General features: G+C 49.9%; 18 protein-coding genes and 1 riboswitch. All 18 genes read left to right on the forward strand.

Annotated elements, in window-relative coordinates:
• The 18 genes from ACHWTJ_RS03985 to sufU all read left to right on the forward strand — a co-directional run bounded on the left by ACHWTJ_RS03985 (nucleotide 1) and on the right by sufU (nucleotide 16,437).
• On the forward strand, nucleotides 1–1,191 hold the full coding sequence (locus ACHWTJ_RS03985) for an acetyl-CoA C-acetyltransferase (RefSeq protein WP_394679160.1): 1,191 nt from the start codon (nucleotides 1–3) through the stop codon (nucleotides 1,189–1,191).
• Nucleotides 1,188–2,972 (forward strand): acyl-CoA dehydrogenase family protein, encoded by a 1,785-nt coding sequence (locus ACHWTJ_RS03990; protein WP_023469171.1) that lies wholly within the window; start codon nucleotides 1,188–1,190, stop codon nucleotides 2,970–2,972. Before ACHWTJ_RS03985 ends, ACHWTJ_RS03990 begins: the two co-directional genes overlap by 4 nt.
• Before the next feature lie 75 nt (nucleotides 2,973–3,047).
• A complete protein-coding gene (locus tag ACHWTJ_RS03995; protein WP_394679161.1) occupies nucleotides 3,048–3,500 on the forward strand; it encodes a DinB family protein in 453 nt (150 codons plus the stop codon).
• A gap of 34 nt (nucleotides 3,501–3,534) precedes the next feature.
• The gene (locus tag ACHWTJ_RS04000; RefSeq protein WP_023469169.1) at nucleotides 3,535–3,897 is read left to right on the forward strand and encodes an arsenate reductase family protein; all 363 of its coding nucleotides are present in this window, start codon (nucleotides 3,535–3,537) and stop codon (nucleotides 3,895–3,897) included.
• Between the two features lie 64 nt (nucleotides 3,898–3,961).
• Complete coding sequence (gcvH, locus tag ACHWTJ_RS04005; RefSeq protein WP_029342437.1) at nucleotides 3,962–4,345, forward strand: glycine cleavage system protein GcvH; 384 nt, start codon at nucleotides 3,962–3,964, stop codon at nucleotides 4,343–4,345.
• Between the two features lie 98 nt (nucleotides 4,346–4,443).
• Entirely contained in the window at nucleotides 4,444–4,725 is a 282-nt protein-coding gene (locus ACHWTJ_RS04010; protein WP_023469167.1) for a thioredoxin family protein, read from the forward strand.
• 540 nt (nucleotides 4,726–5,265) lie between these two features.
• Nucleotides 5,266–5,904 (forward strand): class I SAM-dependent methyltransferase, encoded by a 639-nt coding sequence (locus tag ACHWTJ_RS04015; RefSeq protein ID WP_394679162.1) that lies wholly within the window; start codon nucleotides 5,266–5,268, stop codon nucleotides 5,902–5,904.
• A gap of 3 nt (nucleotides 5,905–5,907) precedes the next feature.
• Entirely contained in the window at nucleotides 5,908–6,372 is a 465-nt protein-coding gene (locus ACHWTJ_RS04020; RefSeq protein WP_023469165.1) for an S-ribosylhomocysteine lyase, read from the forward strand.
• On the forward strand, nucleotides 6,369–7,292 hold the full coding sequence (locus ACHWTJ_RS04025; protein WP_023469164.1) for a PLP-dependent cysteine synthase family protein: 924 nt from the start codon (nucleotides 6,369–6,371) through the stop codon (nucleotides 7,290–7,292). Before ACHWTJ_RS04020 ends, ACHWTJ_RS04025 begins: the two co-directional genes overlap by 4 nt.
• Entirely contained in the window at nucleotides 7,285–8,451 is a 1,167-nt protein-coding gene (locus ACHWTJ_RS04030; protein WP_294745181.1) for a bifunctional cystathionine gamma-lyase/homocysteine desulfhydrase, read from the forward strand. The genes ACHWTJ_RS04025 and ACHWTJ_RS04030 overlap by 8 nt, the downstream gene beginning before the upstream one ends.
• Nucleotides 8,452–8,508: 57 nt before the next feature.
• Nucleotides 8,509–8,613, forward strand: a riboswitch (SAM riboswitch).
• A 79-nt stretch (nucleotides 8,614–8,692) separates the two neighbouring features.
• Nucleotides 8,693–9,715 (forward strand): methionine ABC transporter ATP-binding protein, encoded by a 1,023-nt coding sequence (locus tag ACHWTJ_RS04035; protein ID WP_214859500.1) that lies wholly within the window; start codon nucleotides 8,693–8,695, stop codon nucleotides 9,713–9,715.
• Nucleotides 9,712–10,377 carry a methionine ABC transporter permease gene (locus tag ACHWTJ_RS04040; RefSeq protein ID WP_023469161.1) on the forward strand — a complete coding sequence of 222 codons (666 nt, stop codon included), beginning with the start codon at nucleotides 9,712–9,714 and terminating at the stop codon, nucleotides 10,375–10,377. The genes ACHWTJ_RS04035 and ACHWTJ_RS04040 overlap by 4 nt, the downstream gene beginning before the upstream one ends.
• Nucleotides 10,378–10,409: 32 nt before the next feature.
• A complete protein-coding gene (locus tag ACHWTJ_RS04045) occupies nucleotides 10,410–11,243 on the forward strand; it encodes a MetQ/NlpA family ABC transporter substrate-binding protein (protein WP_394679163.1) in 834 nt (277 codons plus the stop codon).
• A 79-nt stretch (nucleotides 11,244–11,322) separates the two neighbouring features.
• The gene (locus tag ACHWTJ_RS04050; protein WP_394679164.1) at nucleotides 11,323–12,573 is read left to right on the forward strand and encodes an MDR family MFS transporter; all 1,251 of its coding nucleotides are present in this window, start codon (nucleotides 11,323–11,325) and stop codon (nucleotides 12,571–12,573) included.
• Between the two features lie 133 nt (nucleotides 12,574–12,706).
• Nucleotides 12,707–13,492, forward strand: coding sequence for a Fe-S cluster assembly ATPase SufC (sufC, locus tag ACHWTJ_RS04055; protein ID WP_023469158.1), 786 nt, complete (start codon nucleotides 12,707–12,709; stop codon nucleotides 13,490–13,492).
• Nucleotides 13,493–13,510: 18 nt separating this feature from the next.
• Nucleotides 13,511–14,788 (forward strand): Fe-S cluster assembly protein SufD, encoded by a 1,278-nt coding sequence (gene sufD / locus ACHWTJ_RS04060; RefSeq protein ID WP_023469157.1) that lies wholly within the window; start codon nucleotides 13,511–13,513, stop codon nucleotides 14,786–14,788.
• Nucleotide 14,789: 1 nt separating this feature from the next.
• On the forward strand, nucleotides 14,790–16,013 hold the full coding sequence (locus tag ACHWTJ_RS04065; protein WP_035396382.1) for a cysteine desulfurase: 1,224 nt from the start codon (nucleotides 14,790–14,792) through the stop codon (nucleotides 16,011–16,013).
• Entirely contained in the window at nucleotides 16,003–16,437 is a 435-nt protein-coding gene (gene sufU / locus ACHWTJ_RS04070; protein ID WP_023469155.1) for a Fe-S cluster assembly sulfur transfer protein SufU, read from the forward strand. The genes ACHWTJ_RS04065 and sufU overlap by 11 nt, the downstream gene beginning before the upstream one ends.
• Nucleotides 16,438–16,448 lie beyond the last annotated feature (11 nt).

The following is a 16,448-nucleotide window of genomic DNA, read 5'->3' on the forward strand; positions in this document are numbered from 1 at the left end:
ATGAAGGAAGCAGTAATCGTCGCCGGTGCACGGACACCGGTCGGAAAAGCAAAAAAGGGCGCATTCAAATCGATGCGCTCGGATGAATTAGCAGGCATCGCCATCCAGGAAACGTTGAAACGGTCCGGCTACACGGGAGCGGTCGATGACGTCATTCTCGGATGTGCCTTACCGGAAGCAGAGCAGGGGATGAACATCGCCCGTTACGCTTCAGTCCTCGGTGGATTATCCCATGAGGTACCGGCAATCACGATCAACCGGTATTGCTCAAGTGGATTACAATCGATCGCTGACGCGGCGATGAAGATCATGACGAGGCAAGCAACTGCGGTCGTCGCTGGAGGACTTGAATCGATGAGCCAAGTCCCGATGCCGGGGCACGTCGTCCGACCTAATCCGTCGATCGTCGACACGGCACCGGAATACTACATGAGCATGGGGCATACAGCGGAGCAAGTCGCTGCGACCTACAATGTCTCACGGGAAGATCAAGATGCGTTTGCCTTGAAGAGTCACCAAAAGGCAGCAGCAGCAATCGCGGCTGGTAAGTTCGTCGACGAGATCGTTCCGGTAACGGTGACGGAACAATTCGTCAATGATGAACTGAAAATCGAAGAGAAGACATTCGTCGTCGAGCACGATGAAGGCGTTCGTCCGGATTCGTCACCGGAAGGTCTCGCAAAACTTCGTCCAGCGTTCCGTCTCGGCGGCAGCGTCACAGCAGGGAACTCTTCGCAGACGTCAGACGGTGCCGCTGCTGTCCTCGTCATGGAACGGGAAGAAGCAGAACGCCAAGGGTTACCGATTCTCGGTAAATTCAAATCATTTGCGGTCGGTGGTGTCCGTCCGGAAGTGATGGGGATCGGACCAGTCGTCGCGATTCCGAAGGCACTGGACCTCGCAGGCATCACGCTTGAGGACGTCGGATTGATCGAGTTGAACGAAGCGTTCGCTTCGCAGTCACTCGGTGTCATCCGCGAACTTGGATTAAACGAAGACATCGTCAACGTCAACGGTGGAGCGATCGCCCTTGGTCACCCACTTGGTTGTACAGGAACAAAACTCACATTGACGCTCTTGCATGAAATGAAACGCCGAAATGTCCAGTATGGTGTCGTCTCGATGTGTATTGGTGGCGGAATGGGCGCAGCAGGCGTATTCGAACTAGTTGAAGGAGGAACAGGACAATGAGCCAAACGACAAACGAATTAATCAAAGGTGGCAGTTTCGTATTAGATGAGTTAGCACCAGAACGTCTCTTCACACCAGAGGATTTCTCGGAAGAACACAAAATGGTCGGTGACATGACAGCGAAGTTCGTCGAAGATCGTGTCGTTCCTGTCCTTGACCGGATCGAAAAACACGAGTTCGAACTGTCAGTCGGTCTCCTCCGCGAAGCAGGCGAGCTAGGTCTACTCGGCGCAGACGTTCCAGAAGCATACGGCGGCTATCAGATGGATAAGATCTCGTCTTCAATCATCACGGAGAAGTTCGCACGCGGTCGTTCATTCGCCCTCAGCTATGGCGCACACGTCGGAATCGGTTCGTTGCCGATCGTCTTCTTCGGTAACGAAGAGCAAAAGCATAAATACTTGCCGAAACTCGCTTCAGGGGAGTGGATCGCTTCGTACGCGTTGACAGAGCCAGGCTCTGGTTCGGATGCTCTTGGTGCTAAAACGACGGCTGTCTTGAATGAAGCTGGTACGCACTACATCTTGAACGGTGAAAAACAATGGATCACGAACGCTGGTTTTGCAAGCTTGTTCGTCGTCTACGCAAAAATCGACGGTGACAAGTTCACCGCCTTCCTCGTCGAAGGATCGTATCCAGGCGTCTCGACAGGCGTCGAGGAACAGAAGATGGGAATCAAAGGATCATCGACACGGACGTTGATCTTACAAGATGCAGAAGTACCAGTCGATAACGTTCTTGGTGAGATCGGACGCGGTCACGTCATCGCCTTCAACATCTTGAACGTCGGTCGTTATAAATTAGCTGTTGGTGCTGTCGGTTCGTCAAAACGGGCGATTGATCTCGCAGTCCAGTACTCGAATGAACGGAAACAGTTCAAGACACCAATCAGCTCGTTCCCATTGATTCAAGAAAAACTCGCGACGATGGCAGCACAGACGTATGCGATGGAAAGTTCGGTCTACCGGACAGGTGGTCTGTTCCAAGACAGCCTCGATCAGTTGTCAGAAGAAGAGAGCAAGGACGGTAAGAAAATCGCCGATGCGATCGCGGAGTACGCAATCGAATGCTCGATGAACAAAGTCTTTGCTTCGGAAACATTTGATTACGTCATCGATGAAGCGGTCCAGATTCACGGTGGTTACGGCTTCATGGCAGAATATGAAGTCGAGAACATGTACCGAGATTCGCGGATCAACCGGATCTTCGAAGGAACGAACGAGATCAATCGTCTTCTCGTTCCAGGAACGTTGCTGAAGAAAGCGATGAAAGGCGAGTTGCCGTTGCTTGCGGAAGCACAGCGTCTGCAACAAGAAGTGATGAGCTTCATGCCGACAGAAATCGGAACAGCACCACTTGATCGCGAACGCCACTTACTCGCGATGATGAAGAAGATCTTCTTGTTGACTGCCGGAACAGCGGTCCAGAAATACCAGGACAAACTCCAAGGCGAGCAAGAGATTTTAGCGAATACAGCCGACATCATGAGTGCGATCTATGCGCTGGAGTCAGCAATCGTCCGGACGGACAAAGCGATTGCCGACAAAGGAATCGAGAAGAGCGAACTGAAAGTCCGTTACACGGAAGTCTTCGCACAACAAGCGTTCGAAGCTGTCGAGCGTGACGCGAAAGAGACACTCTACGCGGCAGCAAGCGGCGACGAACTCCGGATGTTGCTCTCAGCGCTGAAAAAATTCAGCCGTTATCAGCCAATCAACGTCATCGGTACGAAACGCGATATCGCAAAACGCCTCATCGAGTCAAACAAATATACGGTCTAAGTCAGGTTTACCGCTTCGCCTTTGCAGGGAAAATCTCTGTAAAGGCGAAGTTTTTGGTTGGAGGAGGAAAACGAGATGCGCCAAGAATTGGTTGAACTGCAATTTGCGATTGCCTACTATCAATCCCTTGAACGTTTGTCGCCGGAAGAATGGGATCTGCCGCTTGCGCTTAATAAGTGGACCGTCCTTGAGTGCGTCAGTCATCTGTATTTATGGGACCGATTTTATTACGATCATGCCATCTCGAAGTTACCGGATGAACCGTTGACGCTCGTCGAGACGGATTTTGATCAGTTCAATCGACTGGCGGTCGAATATGCGCATCATATCGATCCGCTCGCCTTATTGAAGAAAGCAATCAGCGTCCGGCGTGACATCGTCAATCACCTCGATCGTTTGTCTGACGAGCAATTTGAAGCGACCTATGAGGATTTCCGACCGCAGACCTTCGTCGAGTCGTTCATTGCCCATGACGCCCATCACCAAGATCAGATTGACGGGGCGCTCGCACGCTTGAAGCAGAAGTGATTCATCTGCTACTCTTGAAGGTGAGGTGAGGAACATGACAAAAACAGTCACGATGTACGGCTATCCGAAATGTAGTACGTGCGTCAAAGCGAAAAAAGCACTCGAACAGCACGGTGTCGAAGTGGACTACAAACATATCGTCGAGGAAACACCATCTGCAACGACGATCCAGGAACTTCATCAAAAGAGTGGAGAGCCACTGAAGAAATTCTTCAATACGAGCGGTCAATCATACCGTTCGCAAGGGATTAAGGACAAACTTCCAGAGTTATCGGAAGACGAGCAATACAAGTTACTCGCAAGTGACGGCATGTTGTTGAAGCGTCCGATCGTCACAGACGGGAAAGACGTCACGATCGGCTTCAAGGAAGAAATGTATCAAGGAAAATGGTATTAAGTTCAGAGTCGATTTTGGTATACTGAACACGTTAGTCCAAATTAGTCCACAGGGGGAATCGGAAATGAGTCAAGTAAAAGACAACTTACGCTATTCGGAAGAACATGAATGGGTCGAAGTATCAGGAAACAAGGCGCGCATCGGAATCACGGATTTCGCGCAACACGAACTCGGGGATATCGTCTTCGTCGAATTGCCTGAAGTCGGGGATACGATCTCAGCAAACGAGCCATTCGGTTCAGTTGAGTCGGTCAAGACAGTCTCGGAATTATATGCACCGATCTCTGGTAAAGTCGTTGCCATCAACGAAAACCTTTCGGATTCCCCAGAACTCGTCAACGAGTCACCATTCGAAGGCGCATGGATGGTCGACATCGAAATCGAAGATGCTTCACAAGTCGAGGCATTGATGGACGCTGCAGCGTACAAATCGATGATCAACGAGTAATACTTAACGAAAAGAGAGTGAACGAGGCGCTTGCGTTTCGTCCGCTCTCTTTTTTTTGTATACTGACGACAGATACCACGAAGAAAGGAGCGACCGTCATGCAAGAGGTCACGACCGTCCCGGAAAACGGGCTATTGTATGTCTATGCACCGATGTGCGGGACATGCGCCATCGCGGAGCGTATGCTCGATATCGTTGAAGCGACGGAATCAGGTCAATCGATTCAGAAGGCGAACGGGAATTTCATTCCGGATTTCTTAGAAGAAGCCCGTGTCATGAGTGTTCCTGCGTTGTTGCGAATTGAAGAAAACCAAGTCGTAGAGCGACTTTATGCTTTCCAGTCCGTTCAAAACGTCTTTGCTTTCTGTCAAGAACGGTAAGAAAAGTCCGACTGGATTTTTCTTTTTGTTAAATTGTCGGAATATTTACAATAATCCGTTGACAACGTCGAAATATGAATGGTATATTCATAACAACTTCTAGAAATGCATTATAGGAAGTCTAGCAGAGATGATCGTTCAATACGATTCAAGTCCTGAACCCTTTCTCCCATCCTAAGCCGGTGTATTGTTTCCCCTTAAGTCGTCCCCCAAAGACGAAGCGGTGCAATGAACAGGTGGTGGATCGAAAGGACCGATCAGGAAGTGAACGTAAGCTGGCAATCATGTCGAACAGGCGCCGTCCTCCACGCGGAAGAGCGAACAATTCCGAATGGAGCTGGGTTTTCCTTCGTAGCATTTCTAACCACATTATTCGTGTTGTCGGTTCGCCGGCAACGCCTTTTTTTTTGTTTTCTGGAAGTTTTTCGAGCCGGTCGCTTGCCAGGATAGAATCTCCTTGCTACAATGCGAATAAGGAAAATTACTTTAATTCATATCCGATTACTCGGAATTAACTGGTGAGATGGAGGACGACAAGGCATGACAGTACGTTTTATGGATGTTTTCACAGAATGGGCATCGACGTATGACGAGACAGTAACCGGACACGATCCGGAGTATAAAGAGGTCTTTCGTCGATACGATGAGATTTTGGATACAGTAGCGGATAAAGCGCAGTCGCCGGTCATTGAATTCGGAGCAGGCACAGGGAACCTGACACAACGTCTTCTGGCACGTCACGACGCTGTACTCGCCGTCGAACCAAGTCCGGAGATGCGGGCGATCTTGACGGAAAAGATTCCGTCGCTTGCTGTACAGGATGGTCACTTCCTCTCGTTCGAAGCGAACGAAGCACGCAGTTTCGTTTCGACATATGCGTTTCATCATCTAACAGATGAGGAAAAGGGAGAAGCAATCGAGCTGATGGCGTCACATTTACCGGCAGACGGAAAAATCGTCTACGCGGATACGATGTTCGTCTCAGAAGAGGCACGCCTGCAAACGATTCGCGAAGCACGCGCTCAAGGGTTCGATGCGTTAGCGGACGATCTCGAACGCGAGTTTTACCCGTTGATTCCAGTCATGGAAGAATTGTTTACAGCACGGGGATTCACTGTTAACTTCACACAATACAATCACTTCGTCTGGCTTGTAGAAGCCGAGAAAATGGGGGAATAAATCATGGCACTTCAAAAAATGAACGTCGAAAGCTTTAACCTGGATCACACGAAAGTCAAAGCACCTTATATCCGTGTCGCGGGTTATAAAGAAGGTAAAGTCGACCAAGTCGTCAAATACGATATCCGTTTCACACAGCCAAACGTTGAGCAAATGCCGATGCGTGCGATGCACACACTCGAGCACTTACTTGCTGAGAACATCCGTAACTACTCGGATGATGTCATCGATGTCTCGCCGATGGGATGCCAAACAGGTTTCTACATGGCGATGATGAACTTCGACTCGGTCGAAAAAATGAGCGAACTCGTTGAGAAGACGTTGAAAGACGTCCTTGCAGCAGAAGAGATTCCAGCGCAAAACGAAGTCCAATGTGGATTTGCGAGCGCACATGACCTCAAAGGAGCGAAGCACTATGCCGAGAAAATGCTTGCCGGTCGTGATGAATGGGACATCGTCTTCGGATGATCGCGAACAACGTCCGCGACCTCGTCGGAAACACACCACTCTACGAGATCACTTCATTCGATTTGCCTGCTGGTACGCGCATTTTGGCGAAGCTCGAATGGATGAACCCTGGGGGCAGCGTCAAAGACCGCCTTGGCATTCAACTCGTTGATGCAGCAATCGAAAACGGACATGTGACACCAGGCGGTACGATCATCGAGCCGACAGCCGGGAATACCGGCATCGGCTTGGCGCTCGCCGCTAAAAAATATGATCTTCAAGTCATCTGTGTCGTTCCGGAAAAATTCAGTCAGGAAAAACAGACGTTGATGCGGGCACTCGGCGCAACCGTCGTCAACACGCCGACTGAACTCGATATGCAAGGGGCGATCGACCGGGCAAAAGAACTCGGTCAGGAAATTCCGAACAGTTACGTTCCGTTACAATTCGAAAACGAAGAGAACCCAGTCACGTATCAGCGGACACTCGGTCCTGAGCTGATTGCGGACTTGCCGCACATTGACTGGTTCGTTGCCGGTTGTGGTTCAGGTGGTACGTTCGCCGGAACAGCGGACTTCTTAAAACAACGTCTCGGTACAAAAGCAGCAATCGTCGAACCGGAAGGCTCCGTCTTAAATGGTGGTCCAGCCGGTCCGCATAAGACAGAAGGTATCGGTACAGCGAAATGGCCAAGTCTCGTTCCGCGTGAACTCGTCGACGAGATTCATACGATTTCTGACCGCGATGCATTTGACGCGGTTCATACACTCGCCGCTCGCGAAGGATTACTCGTCGGTAGTTCAGCAGGTGCAGCGCTCGTTGCTGCGCTTGATATCGCGAAGCGTCACCCCGGCAGTACGATCGTCACCGTCTTCGCAGACAGTGCCGAACGCTACTTGAGCCAACAAATCTTTGAAAAGGTGGACGAAACTCATGCGTAAGAAGACAGCATTGATTCATGGAGGAACAGGTGTCGACCGGGCAACAGGAGCCGTCACACCTCCGATCTATCAAACAAGCACATACAAGCAGGATAAAATCGGTCAACTCAAGGACGGATACGAATACTCACGGACAGCGAACCCGACTCGGACGAGCATCGAACGTTTGATTGCAGATCTCGAGGGCGGTGCACGTGGTTTTGCCTTCGGTTCTGGGATGGCAGCGATTCATGCCGTCTTCCACTTGCTTGAGTCTGGCGACCACATCGTCATGACAGATGACGTCTACGGTGGTACGTTCCGCTTGATGCAACGCGTCTTACCGAAGTTCAACATCCAAGTGACATTCGTCGATACGACGGACCTTGCAGCAACGGAAGCAGCGATCCAAGATAACACGAAGATCGTCTACGTCGAAACACCGACGAATCCGTTGTTGAAAGTAACGGACATCGAAGCCATCGCAACGATCGCCAAACGTCACGATCTTAAACTCGTCGTCGACAACACGTTCGCGACGCCATATCATCAACAACCACTCGCACTTGGTGCTGACATCGTCTTGCACAGTGCGACGAAATACATCGGCGGACATTCGGACGTTGTCGCTGGACTTGTCGTCGTTAAAGATGATGCGCTCGGCGAAGAGTTGCATTTCATCCAAAACTCGACAGGCGGCGTGCTTGGACCGCAAGACAGCTTCTTGCTCGTCCGTGGTCTTCGTACGCTCGGTATCCGGATGGATGCAATCGAAGAGACAGCACATGATCTCGTTGCGTTCCTACAAGCACAAGATATCGTTTCGAACATCTTCTACCCAGGACTTGCATCGCACCCTGGTCACGAGATTCAAGCGAAACAAGCGACTGGATTTGGTGGGATGATCAGCTTTGATGTCGGTTCAGCAGCGAACGCAGAAAAACTCGTCGAGGCGACACACTTCTTCACACTTGCTGAGAGTCTTGGTGCCGTCGAGAGTCTGATTTCCGTTCCGGCACGGATGACGCACGCGTCGATCCCAGCAGAACGTCGGGCAGAACTTGGCATCACGGACGGTCTCGTTCGGATTTCAGTTGGACTTGAAGACGCGGAAGATTTGAAAGAAGACTTAACACGTGCTTTCACGTTCCTCGAAAAAGTTTCTGAAAAAACTGTTTGACAACAAAAATAACCCCTGCTAATATTCAGAATATATTCTACAAACTTAATACCGAAACTCTTATCGAGAGTGGTGGAGGGACTGGCCCGATGAAACCCGGCAACCGCGGATCTAATCCGAAGTGGTGCTAATTCCAGCAGACAAAAGTCTGGGAGATGAGAGCAAATGGTTTTGTGTACTGAAAAGTGCGCGCGTTTGCTCTAAAACGCGCGCACTTTTTTTTATTTTAGGAGGGACAGTTGTGATTCGTTTACAAGACGTAGGAAAGATTTATCGCTCAAAGCGCGGAGCGGTCGAAGCCGTCGCGAATGTCGATCTGACAATCGAGCGCGGTGAAATTTTTGGAATAATCGGTTATTCCGGAGCAGGGAAATCGACCTTGATCCGATTGCTGAATATGCTTGAAGCACCAACGAGTGGTTCGATCCAAATCGATGGTGTTGAAATGACATCACTCAAACCTAAGGAATTACGAGGCGTCCGTAAGAATGTCTCGATGGTCTTCCAACATTTCAACTTACTATGGTCACGAACAGTTGAAGAAAACATCATGTTCCCACTCGAACTCGGTGGCTTCCCGAAGGCACGTCGCAAGGAACGGGTCGCGGAACTGATCCAACTCGTTGGTTTAGACGGACGTGAAAAAGCCTATCCGTCGCAATTATCCGGTGGTCAAAAGCAACGTGTCGGTATCGCTCGGGCACTGGCATCGAACCCGGACGTTCTCTTATGTGACGAGGCAACAAGTGCACTCGATCCGAAGACGACGGACTCGATTCTTGAGTTACTTGTCGATATCAACGAAAAACTGAAACTGACGATCGTCTTGATCACACACGAGATGCACGTCATTCAAAAAATCTGTCACCGGGTCGCCGTCATGGAAGCCGGTAAAATCGTCGAGCAAGGACCGGTCGCAGAAGTCTTCCGTCATCCGAAGCAAGCGATGACGAAGGAGTTCGTCAAACAATTGACGTCGCCGTCGGAAAACGAGTTGACGTTCGCGAAACTACGCGAACGGTACCCAACCGGAAAGATCGTTCAGTTGACGTTCGTCGGATCAACAGCGGAAAGCCCGATCCTCGCGGAAGTCATGAAGGATTCACCGGTTCTGTTCAATATCATCGGCGGAAACGTCGGTCAATCGCAGGAAGGGGCACTCGGTACACTGTTCATTCAGTTGATCGGGGAAACAGCAGCAACACAAGCGGTCATCACGAAGCTTCAAGCCAGTGATGTTGAAGTGGAGGTGGATCACCGATGATTTCATTCTTTGACAACCTAGACTGGGATATGGTGTGGGAAGCGACAGGCAGTACCGTTTATATGACGGCAATCGCTGGGGTTTCGACATTCGTCCTCGGTTTGATCATTGGTTTACTATTGTATGCGACAAACGAAGAATTATTGTTCAAGAATCGGGCGTTTTATTCAGTGCTGAGCTTGGTCGTCAACGTCTTCCGTTCGATTCCGTTCATCATCTTACTGATCTTATTGATTCCATTTACGACAGCGATCGTCGGTTCGTTCCTCGGACCAACGGCAGCATTACCGGCACTGATTTTCGGTGCTGCACCATTTTACGGTCGGATGGTTGAACTCGCGTTACGTGAAGTCGATAAAGGTGTCATCGAGGCAGCTGAATCGATGGGGGCGACGAAGTTCCAAATCATCTATAAAGTCTTAATCCCGGAAGCGTTGCCTGCCATCGTTTCTGGTATCACGGTCACACTCGTCTCACTTGTCGGTTATACGGCAATGGCCGGAGTAGTCGGCGGAGGTGGACTTGGGGACATGGCCTTCATCGAAGGATTCCAGCGTTCTCAAAACGATGTCATCGTCATTGCGACACTCTTAATCTTAGCGATCGTCTTCGTCATCCAAATCATTGGTGACTTGCTGATTCGCGCAATTGATAAACGTTAATTCGAAACTTAATCATATTGGAGGAATCATTCATGAAAACTTGGAAAAAATTCGTAGGTACTGCTGCTGTATCCGTCTTAGCTATCAGTCTTGCTGCTTGTGGCGAAAAATCATCAGGATCAGGTAGCGATGACAAAACACTTGTCATCGGTGCTTCAAACGTACCGCACGCTGAGATTCTTCAGCACGTTAAAAAAGAATATGAAGCAAAAGGTTACAAACTTGAAATCAAGAAGTTCCAAGATTACGTACTTCCAAACAAAGCGCTCGCTTCAAAAGAAATCGATGCGAACTACTTCCAACACGTACCGTATCTTGAGCAACAAGAGAAAGAAAACAAATCATATAAATTCGCGAACGCAGGTGGCGTTCACGTTGAACCACTCGGTATTTATTCGAAGAAATACAAGTCACTCGATAAGTTACCAAACGGTGCGACGATTCTAACGAGCTCAAACGTCGCGGAACGCGGTCGTGTCTTGACGTTCCTTCAAAACGAAGGATTGATCAAACTCAAAGACGGTAAAACGACAGATGCACAACTCGGTGATATCGCGGAGAACCCGAAGAAACTCAAGTTCAAGACGAACATCGAAGCATCACTTCTTCCGCAAGCTTATAAAAACAATGAAGGTGACGCTGTCCTCATCAACACGAACTACGCGATTGATAACGGTCTGAACCCGTTGAAAGACGCGATCGCTTCAGAAGATGAGTCGTCACCATACGTCAACATCATCGTTACACGTGACGGCGATGAGAAAGACAAGCGTGTCACGACACTTCTCGATGTCTTGCACGAAAAGAAAAACCAAGATTGGATCCTCGACAAGTACAAAGGTGCGGTCGTTCCAGTCAGCAAATAAGTTCACCGAAACCGGCATCCTTCCTATATAATGGAAGGATGCTTTTCATTTGTCTGAAACAGGGGTTAGGGGGAATCATATGCAACGCATTCGTCAACTGCATCCGTTGACACTCGGGGTCTTGTTCGGGACATTTTTCTCACGTCTCGGAACGTTCATCACGATGCCGTTCTTCGCCATTTATATGACGACTGTTCTGAAGTTTGATCCGGTCGATGTCGGCTGGGTCCTGAGTATTTCGGCAATCGCCAGTCTCGTCATGAGTTTCATCGGCGGTACACTGTCAGACCGGTACGGTCGGCGGACGATGATGCTCGCTGGAACGATCGGATTCGCGATCGTTTTCATTGCGCTGGCACAAGTCGAGACATTCTGGGCATTCTTCATCCTTAGTGCCTTGAACGGGGTCTGTCGCTCGATTTTTGAGCCATCCGCCCGTGCCTTGATCAGTGATACGACGGACGAAGCGAACCGGTTGTTCGTCTTCAATATCCGTTATGCGATGATCAACATCGCGGCAGCGATCGGGCCGGGAATCGCTTTACTGCTGAGTGCAGGGAACACGTCCGCGACGTTTTACATCACGGCGTTCGTGTATATCGTGTACGGCGTGATGATCGGAATTTTATTCAAACGTCATCCGATCACCGAGACGCATGGTGGGAAAAAGGTGTCGTTTGGAGCGACGGTTCGTCTGTTGCGGACGGATATCGCCTTTACGCTGGCACTCGCCGGCATCATCTTCGGCGTCTTCGGCTACAGTCAGTTCAACTCGACTTTGCCACAGTTCTTGACGGAGACGTCACTGCTTGAAGGCGGGAAGACACTCTATGCGATCTTGATCACGATCAATGCGATCACCGTCTTGATCGTGCAATATCCGATCATGAAGTTCGGTGTCAAGACGTCACCGCTCGTCTCGATCACGACCGGAATTGCGACAGTTGCTGTTGGATTGTTCATCATCGGTAATGTGAGTTCAATTTGGCTGATGGTTGTCGCGATGGTCATCTTCACGTGTGGCGAAGTCATGATGTTCACGATGACTGATATCTTGACCGATCGGTTCGCGAAGCCAGAATTACGGGGCAGTTATTTCGGGGCGATGGGCTTGACGTCAATCGGACAATCCATCGGTCCGATTGCCGGAGGTCATTTGTTAAGTTTATATGGAGCGGACCGCCCGTTACCGATTTTCGGGATATTAGCGGGCTTGACATTGTTCGGAATACCACTGCTCTTACTGTCACAACGGATTCATCGGGCTTCGACGATCGAGGAACTCGAAGAACCGGTGAAACTTTCGAATGATTCTCAACAAAACGCGTGATTTTGAGAAAAATCAACGAGCGATGACGCTTGAATAATAAGCAATGTTTCTTTAAGATTAGAATGATACTAAATTAGTAACGCTCGTGTTCTGAATCGTCAGTCACGAAATGAATAGATGGAGGGATTCTAACATGAAGGCTTCACACTTGAAGATTGAAGATCTACACGTCGCGATCGACGGCAAGGAAATCTTGAAAGGCGTCAACTTGGAAATCAAAGGCGGGGAAATCCACGCGGTCATGGGACCAAACGGGACAGGTAAATCAACACTCGCATCAGCATTGATGGGTCACCCATCGTACGAAGTGACATCTGGTTCAGTCACACTTGACGGCGAAGACGTCCTCGACATGGAAGTTGATGAGCGCGCACAAGCGGGAATGTTCCTCGCAATGCAGTACCCAAGCGAAATCAGTGGTGTCACGAACTCCGACTTCCTTCGTTCAGCGATCAACTCGCGTCGTGAAGAAGGCGATGAAATCTCACTCATGAAGTTCATCCGTGAGCTTGATTCACAAATGGGTCTTCTCGAGATGCCTTCAGAAATGGCACACCGTTACCTCAACGAAGGTTTCTCTGGTGGAGAAAAGAAACGTAACGAAATTCTTCAGATGATGATGCTTAAACCAGCGATCGCAATTCTTGATGAAATCGATTCAGGTCTTGATATCGATGCATTGAAAGTCGTCGCAAAAGGTGTCAACGAAATGCGTTCACCTGAATTCGGCTGCTTGATCATCACGCACTACCAACGTCTCTTGAACTATATCGAGCCAGATTTCATCCACATCATGATGGGCGGAAAAATCGTCATGTCTGGTGGTAAAGAACTCGCACACCGTCTCGAAGCAGAAGGTTATGACTGGGTTAAAAAAGAACTCGGCATCGAAGACGTCGAAATCGAAACAAAAGCGTAAGACGAGGGAGGAAGCATGATGACTGTAGAACTGAATCTTGCAGTAAATCGCGAGGCAGTGGCAGAACGTGCGACTCGCTTAGGGGAACCATCTTGGATGGTCGCAAAGCGTCAAGACGCACTTGATCTTGCCCCAACGCTCGCATTGCCAAAAGTAGAAAAAATCAAGATCGAAGGCTGGAACTTCACAGAAGGTACGACGGAACTCGAAACCGTCACTGGTCTTTCTTCAGATATCGAAGCATTGATCGGCGAAAACCGTGATCACATGCTCGTCACGCGTAACGGACAACTTGTTCACGCGCAAAACAGTGAAGCGGCGAACGGCGTCATCTTCACGACGCTCGAAGACGCATTAAAACAACACCCTGAACTCGTCGAGAAGTACTTCATGACGGAAGGTGTTCAAGTCAACGAAGATCGTCTTGCGGCATTGAACGCGGCACTTCGTAACGGTGGTACGTTCCTTTATGTACCAAAAGGCGTCAAGCTTTCTGTACCGATGCAAGCGATCTACACGCTTGAGCAATCAGGCGCAGCGCTTTACCATCACGCGATCATCGTCGCAGATGCGGACAGCGAACTGACGTATATCGAAAACTTCGTCTCTTATGGTGATGAAGCGCATAACGTCAACGTCGTCACAGAAGTCTTCGTTGAAGACAACGCAAAAGTCCTCTTCGGTGGTGTCGACACGCTATCGAAAGGTGCCATCACGTATATGAACCGTCGTGGTGTCGTCAAACAAGGCGCGAAGCTCGAATGGGCACTCGGTCACATGAATGACGGTCACACGGTTACAGAAACAAAAACACACCTCGTCGGAAACGATTCGTTCTCAGATACGAAAGCCGTTACGGTCGGTCGTGGAGAGCAAAAACAAAACTTCAACGTCCGGACGGACCACTTCGGTAAAGGATCAGAAGGTTTCATCTTGATCCACGGTGTCCAAAAAGACGCAGCAACATCGATCTTCAACGGAACGTCGATGATCCATCACGGCGCTTCAAAATCAAACGGCGTTCAAACGGAACGTGTCCTCATGTTGTCTGAAAAGGCACGTGGTGATGCGAACCCAATCCTCTTGATCGATGAGGATGACGTCATGGCAGGACACGCGGCATCTGTCGGTCGTGTCGATGAACTACAACTCTACTACTTGATGAGCCGTGGCCTTTCACGGAAGGAAGCAGAACGCCTCGTCGTTCACGGATTCCTCCAGCCAGTCGTCTCGGAACTTGCGATTGACTCGGTGAAAGAACGTCTCGTTCAAGTCATCGAAGGGAAAGTAAACTAATATGGGAATCGATGCATCCATCCGCAATCAGTTTCCGATCCTCGACCAACAGGTCAACGACCGGAAACTCGTCTATCTCGATAGTGCGGCCTCTTCGCAGAAGCCGCTCGTCGTCATCAATGCGATTGACGACTACTATAAGACGATTCATTCGAATGTGCACCGTGGCGTCCATACGCTCGGAACACGAGCGACGGATGCGTACGAAGGTGCGCGTGAGAACGTTCGTCGTTTCATCCAGGCGCAACACCATGAAGAAATTATCTTTACCCGCGGCACGACGACGGCGATCAACATCGTCGCGTCAAGCTACGGTATGGAGCATGTCGAAGAAGGCGACGAGATCGTCGTCACGTACCTCGAACACCATGCGAATCTCATTCCGTGGCAACAAGTCGCTAAACGCAAAAAAGCGAAGTTGAAATACGTTGATTTGACAGCGGATGGTCGCGTGACGGTCGAAGCGGTCGAAGCACAACTGTCTGACCGGACGAAGATCGTCGCGATGGCACACGTCTCGAATGTTCTCGGTACAATCAATCCGATCAAAGAAGTCGCGCGTCTTGCGCACGCTCGTGGTGCCGTCATGGTCGTCGATGCTGCGCAAAGTGCGCCGCACCAACGGATTAATGTCACGGATCTCGATTGTGACTTCCTCGCTTTCTCCGCACACAAGATGTGTGGTCCGACAGGCGTTGGTGTTCTTTACGGGAAAAAGGCATTACTCAATGCGATGGAACCGGTTGAATTCGGTGGTGAGATGATTGATTACGTTGGTCTTGAAGAGTCGACGTTCAAACCGTCTCCATATCGTTTCGAAGCGGGTACACCGATTATCGCAGGTGCCGTTGGTTTATCGGCAGCGATTGATTTCTTAGAAGAGATTGGTTTAGAGAACGTCGAAGCACACGAACGTGAACTCGCGCAGTACGCGATGGCACAAATGCGTGACATCGACGGACTAACGATTTACGGTCCGGAAGAACGCGTTGGACTCGTCACGTTCAATCTCGGTGATGTCCATGCACATGACGTCGCAACCGTCCTTGATATGCAGGGAATCGCGGTTCGCGCCGGTCACCACTGTGCACAGCCCCTGATGCGTTGGCTCGGAGCGAGCTCGACGGCTCGCGCTAGCTTCTATCTCTACAACACGAAAGAAGAGGTTGACGCACTCGTGACAGGACTTCGCCAAACGAAGGAGTATTTCAGTCATGGATTTTAACAATCTCGATCACTTGTATCGTCAAGTGATCATGGATCACTATAAAACTCCCCGAAATCGCGGTGCGATCGAGGGGGGCGTCACGATCGACATGAACAATCCGACGTGCGGCGATACGATTCGTCTCCAGCTCGCGATTGAAGACGATGTCGTCCGTGATGCGAAATTTGACGGGGAGGGCTGCTCGATCAGCATGGCGTCTGCTTCAATGATGACGCAACTCGTCAAAGGTAAGACTATCGAAGAAGCCTTACGACTCGCGGATATCTTTTCGGACATGGTCCAAGGAAAAGACTATGACGACGAATCGTTCGACCTCGGGGACGTCGAGGCACTCTCGGGTGTCACGAAATTCCCGGCACGGATCAAATGTGCGACACTTGCCTGGAAGGCGCTCGAACGCGGCGTAGAAGAAGGGAAGTAAACTTCGGTCAC

This window comes from uncultured Exiguobacterium sp. (genome assembly GCF_964277885.1).
Classification (GTDB): Bacteria; Bacillota; Bacilli; order Exiguobacteriales; family Exiguobacteriaceae; genus Exiguobacterium_A.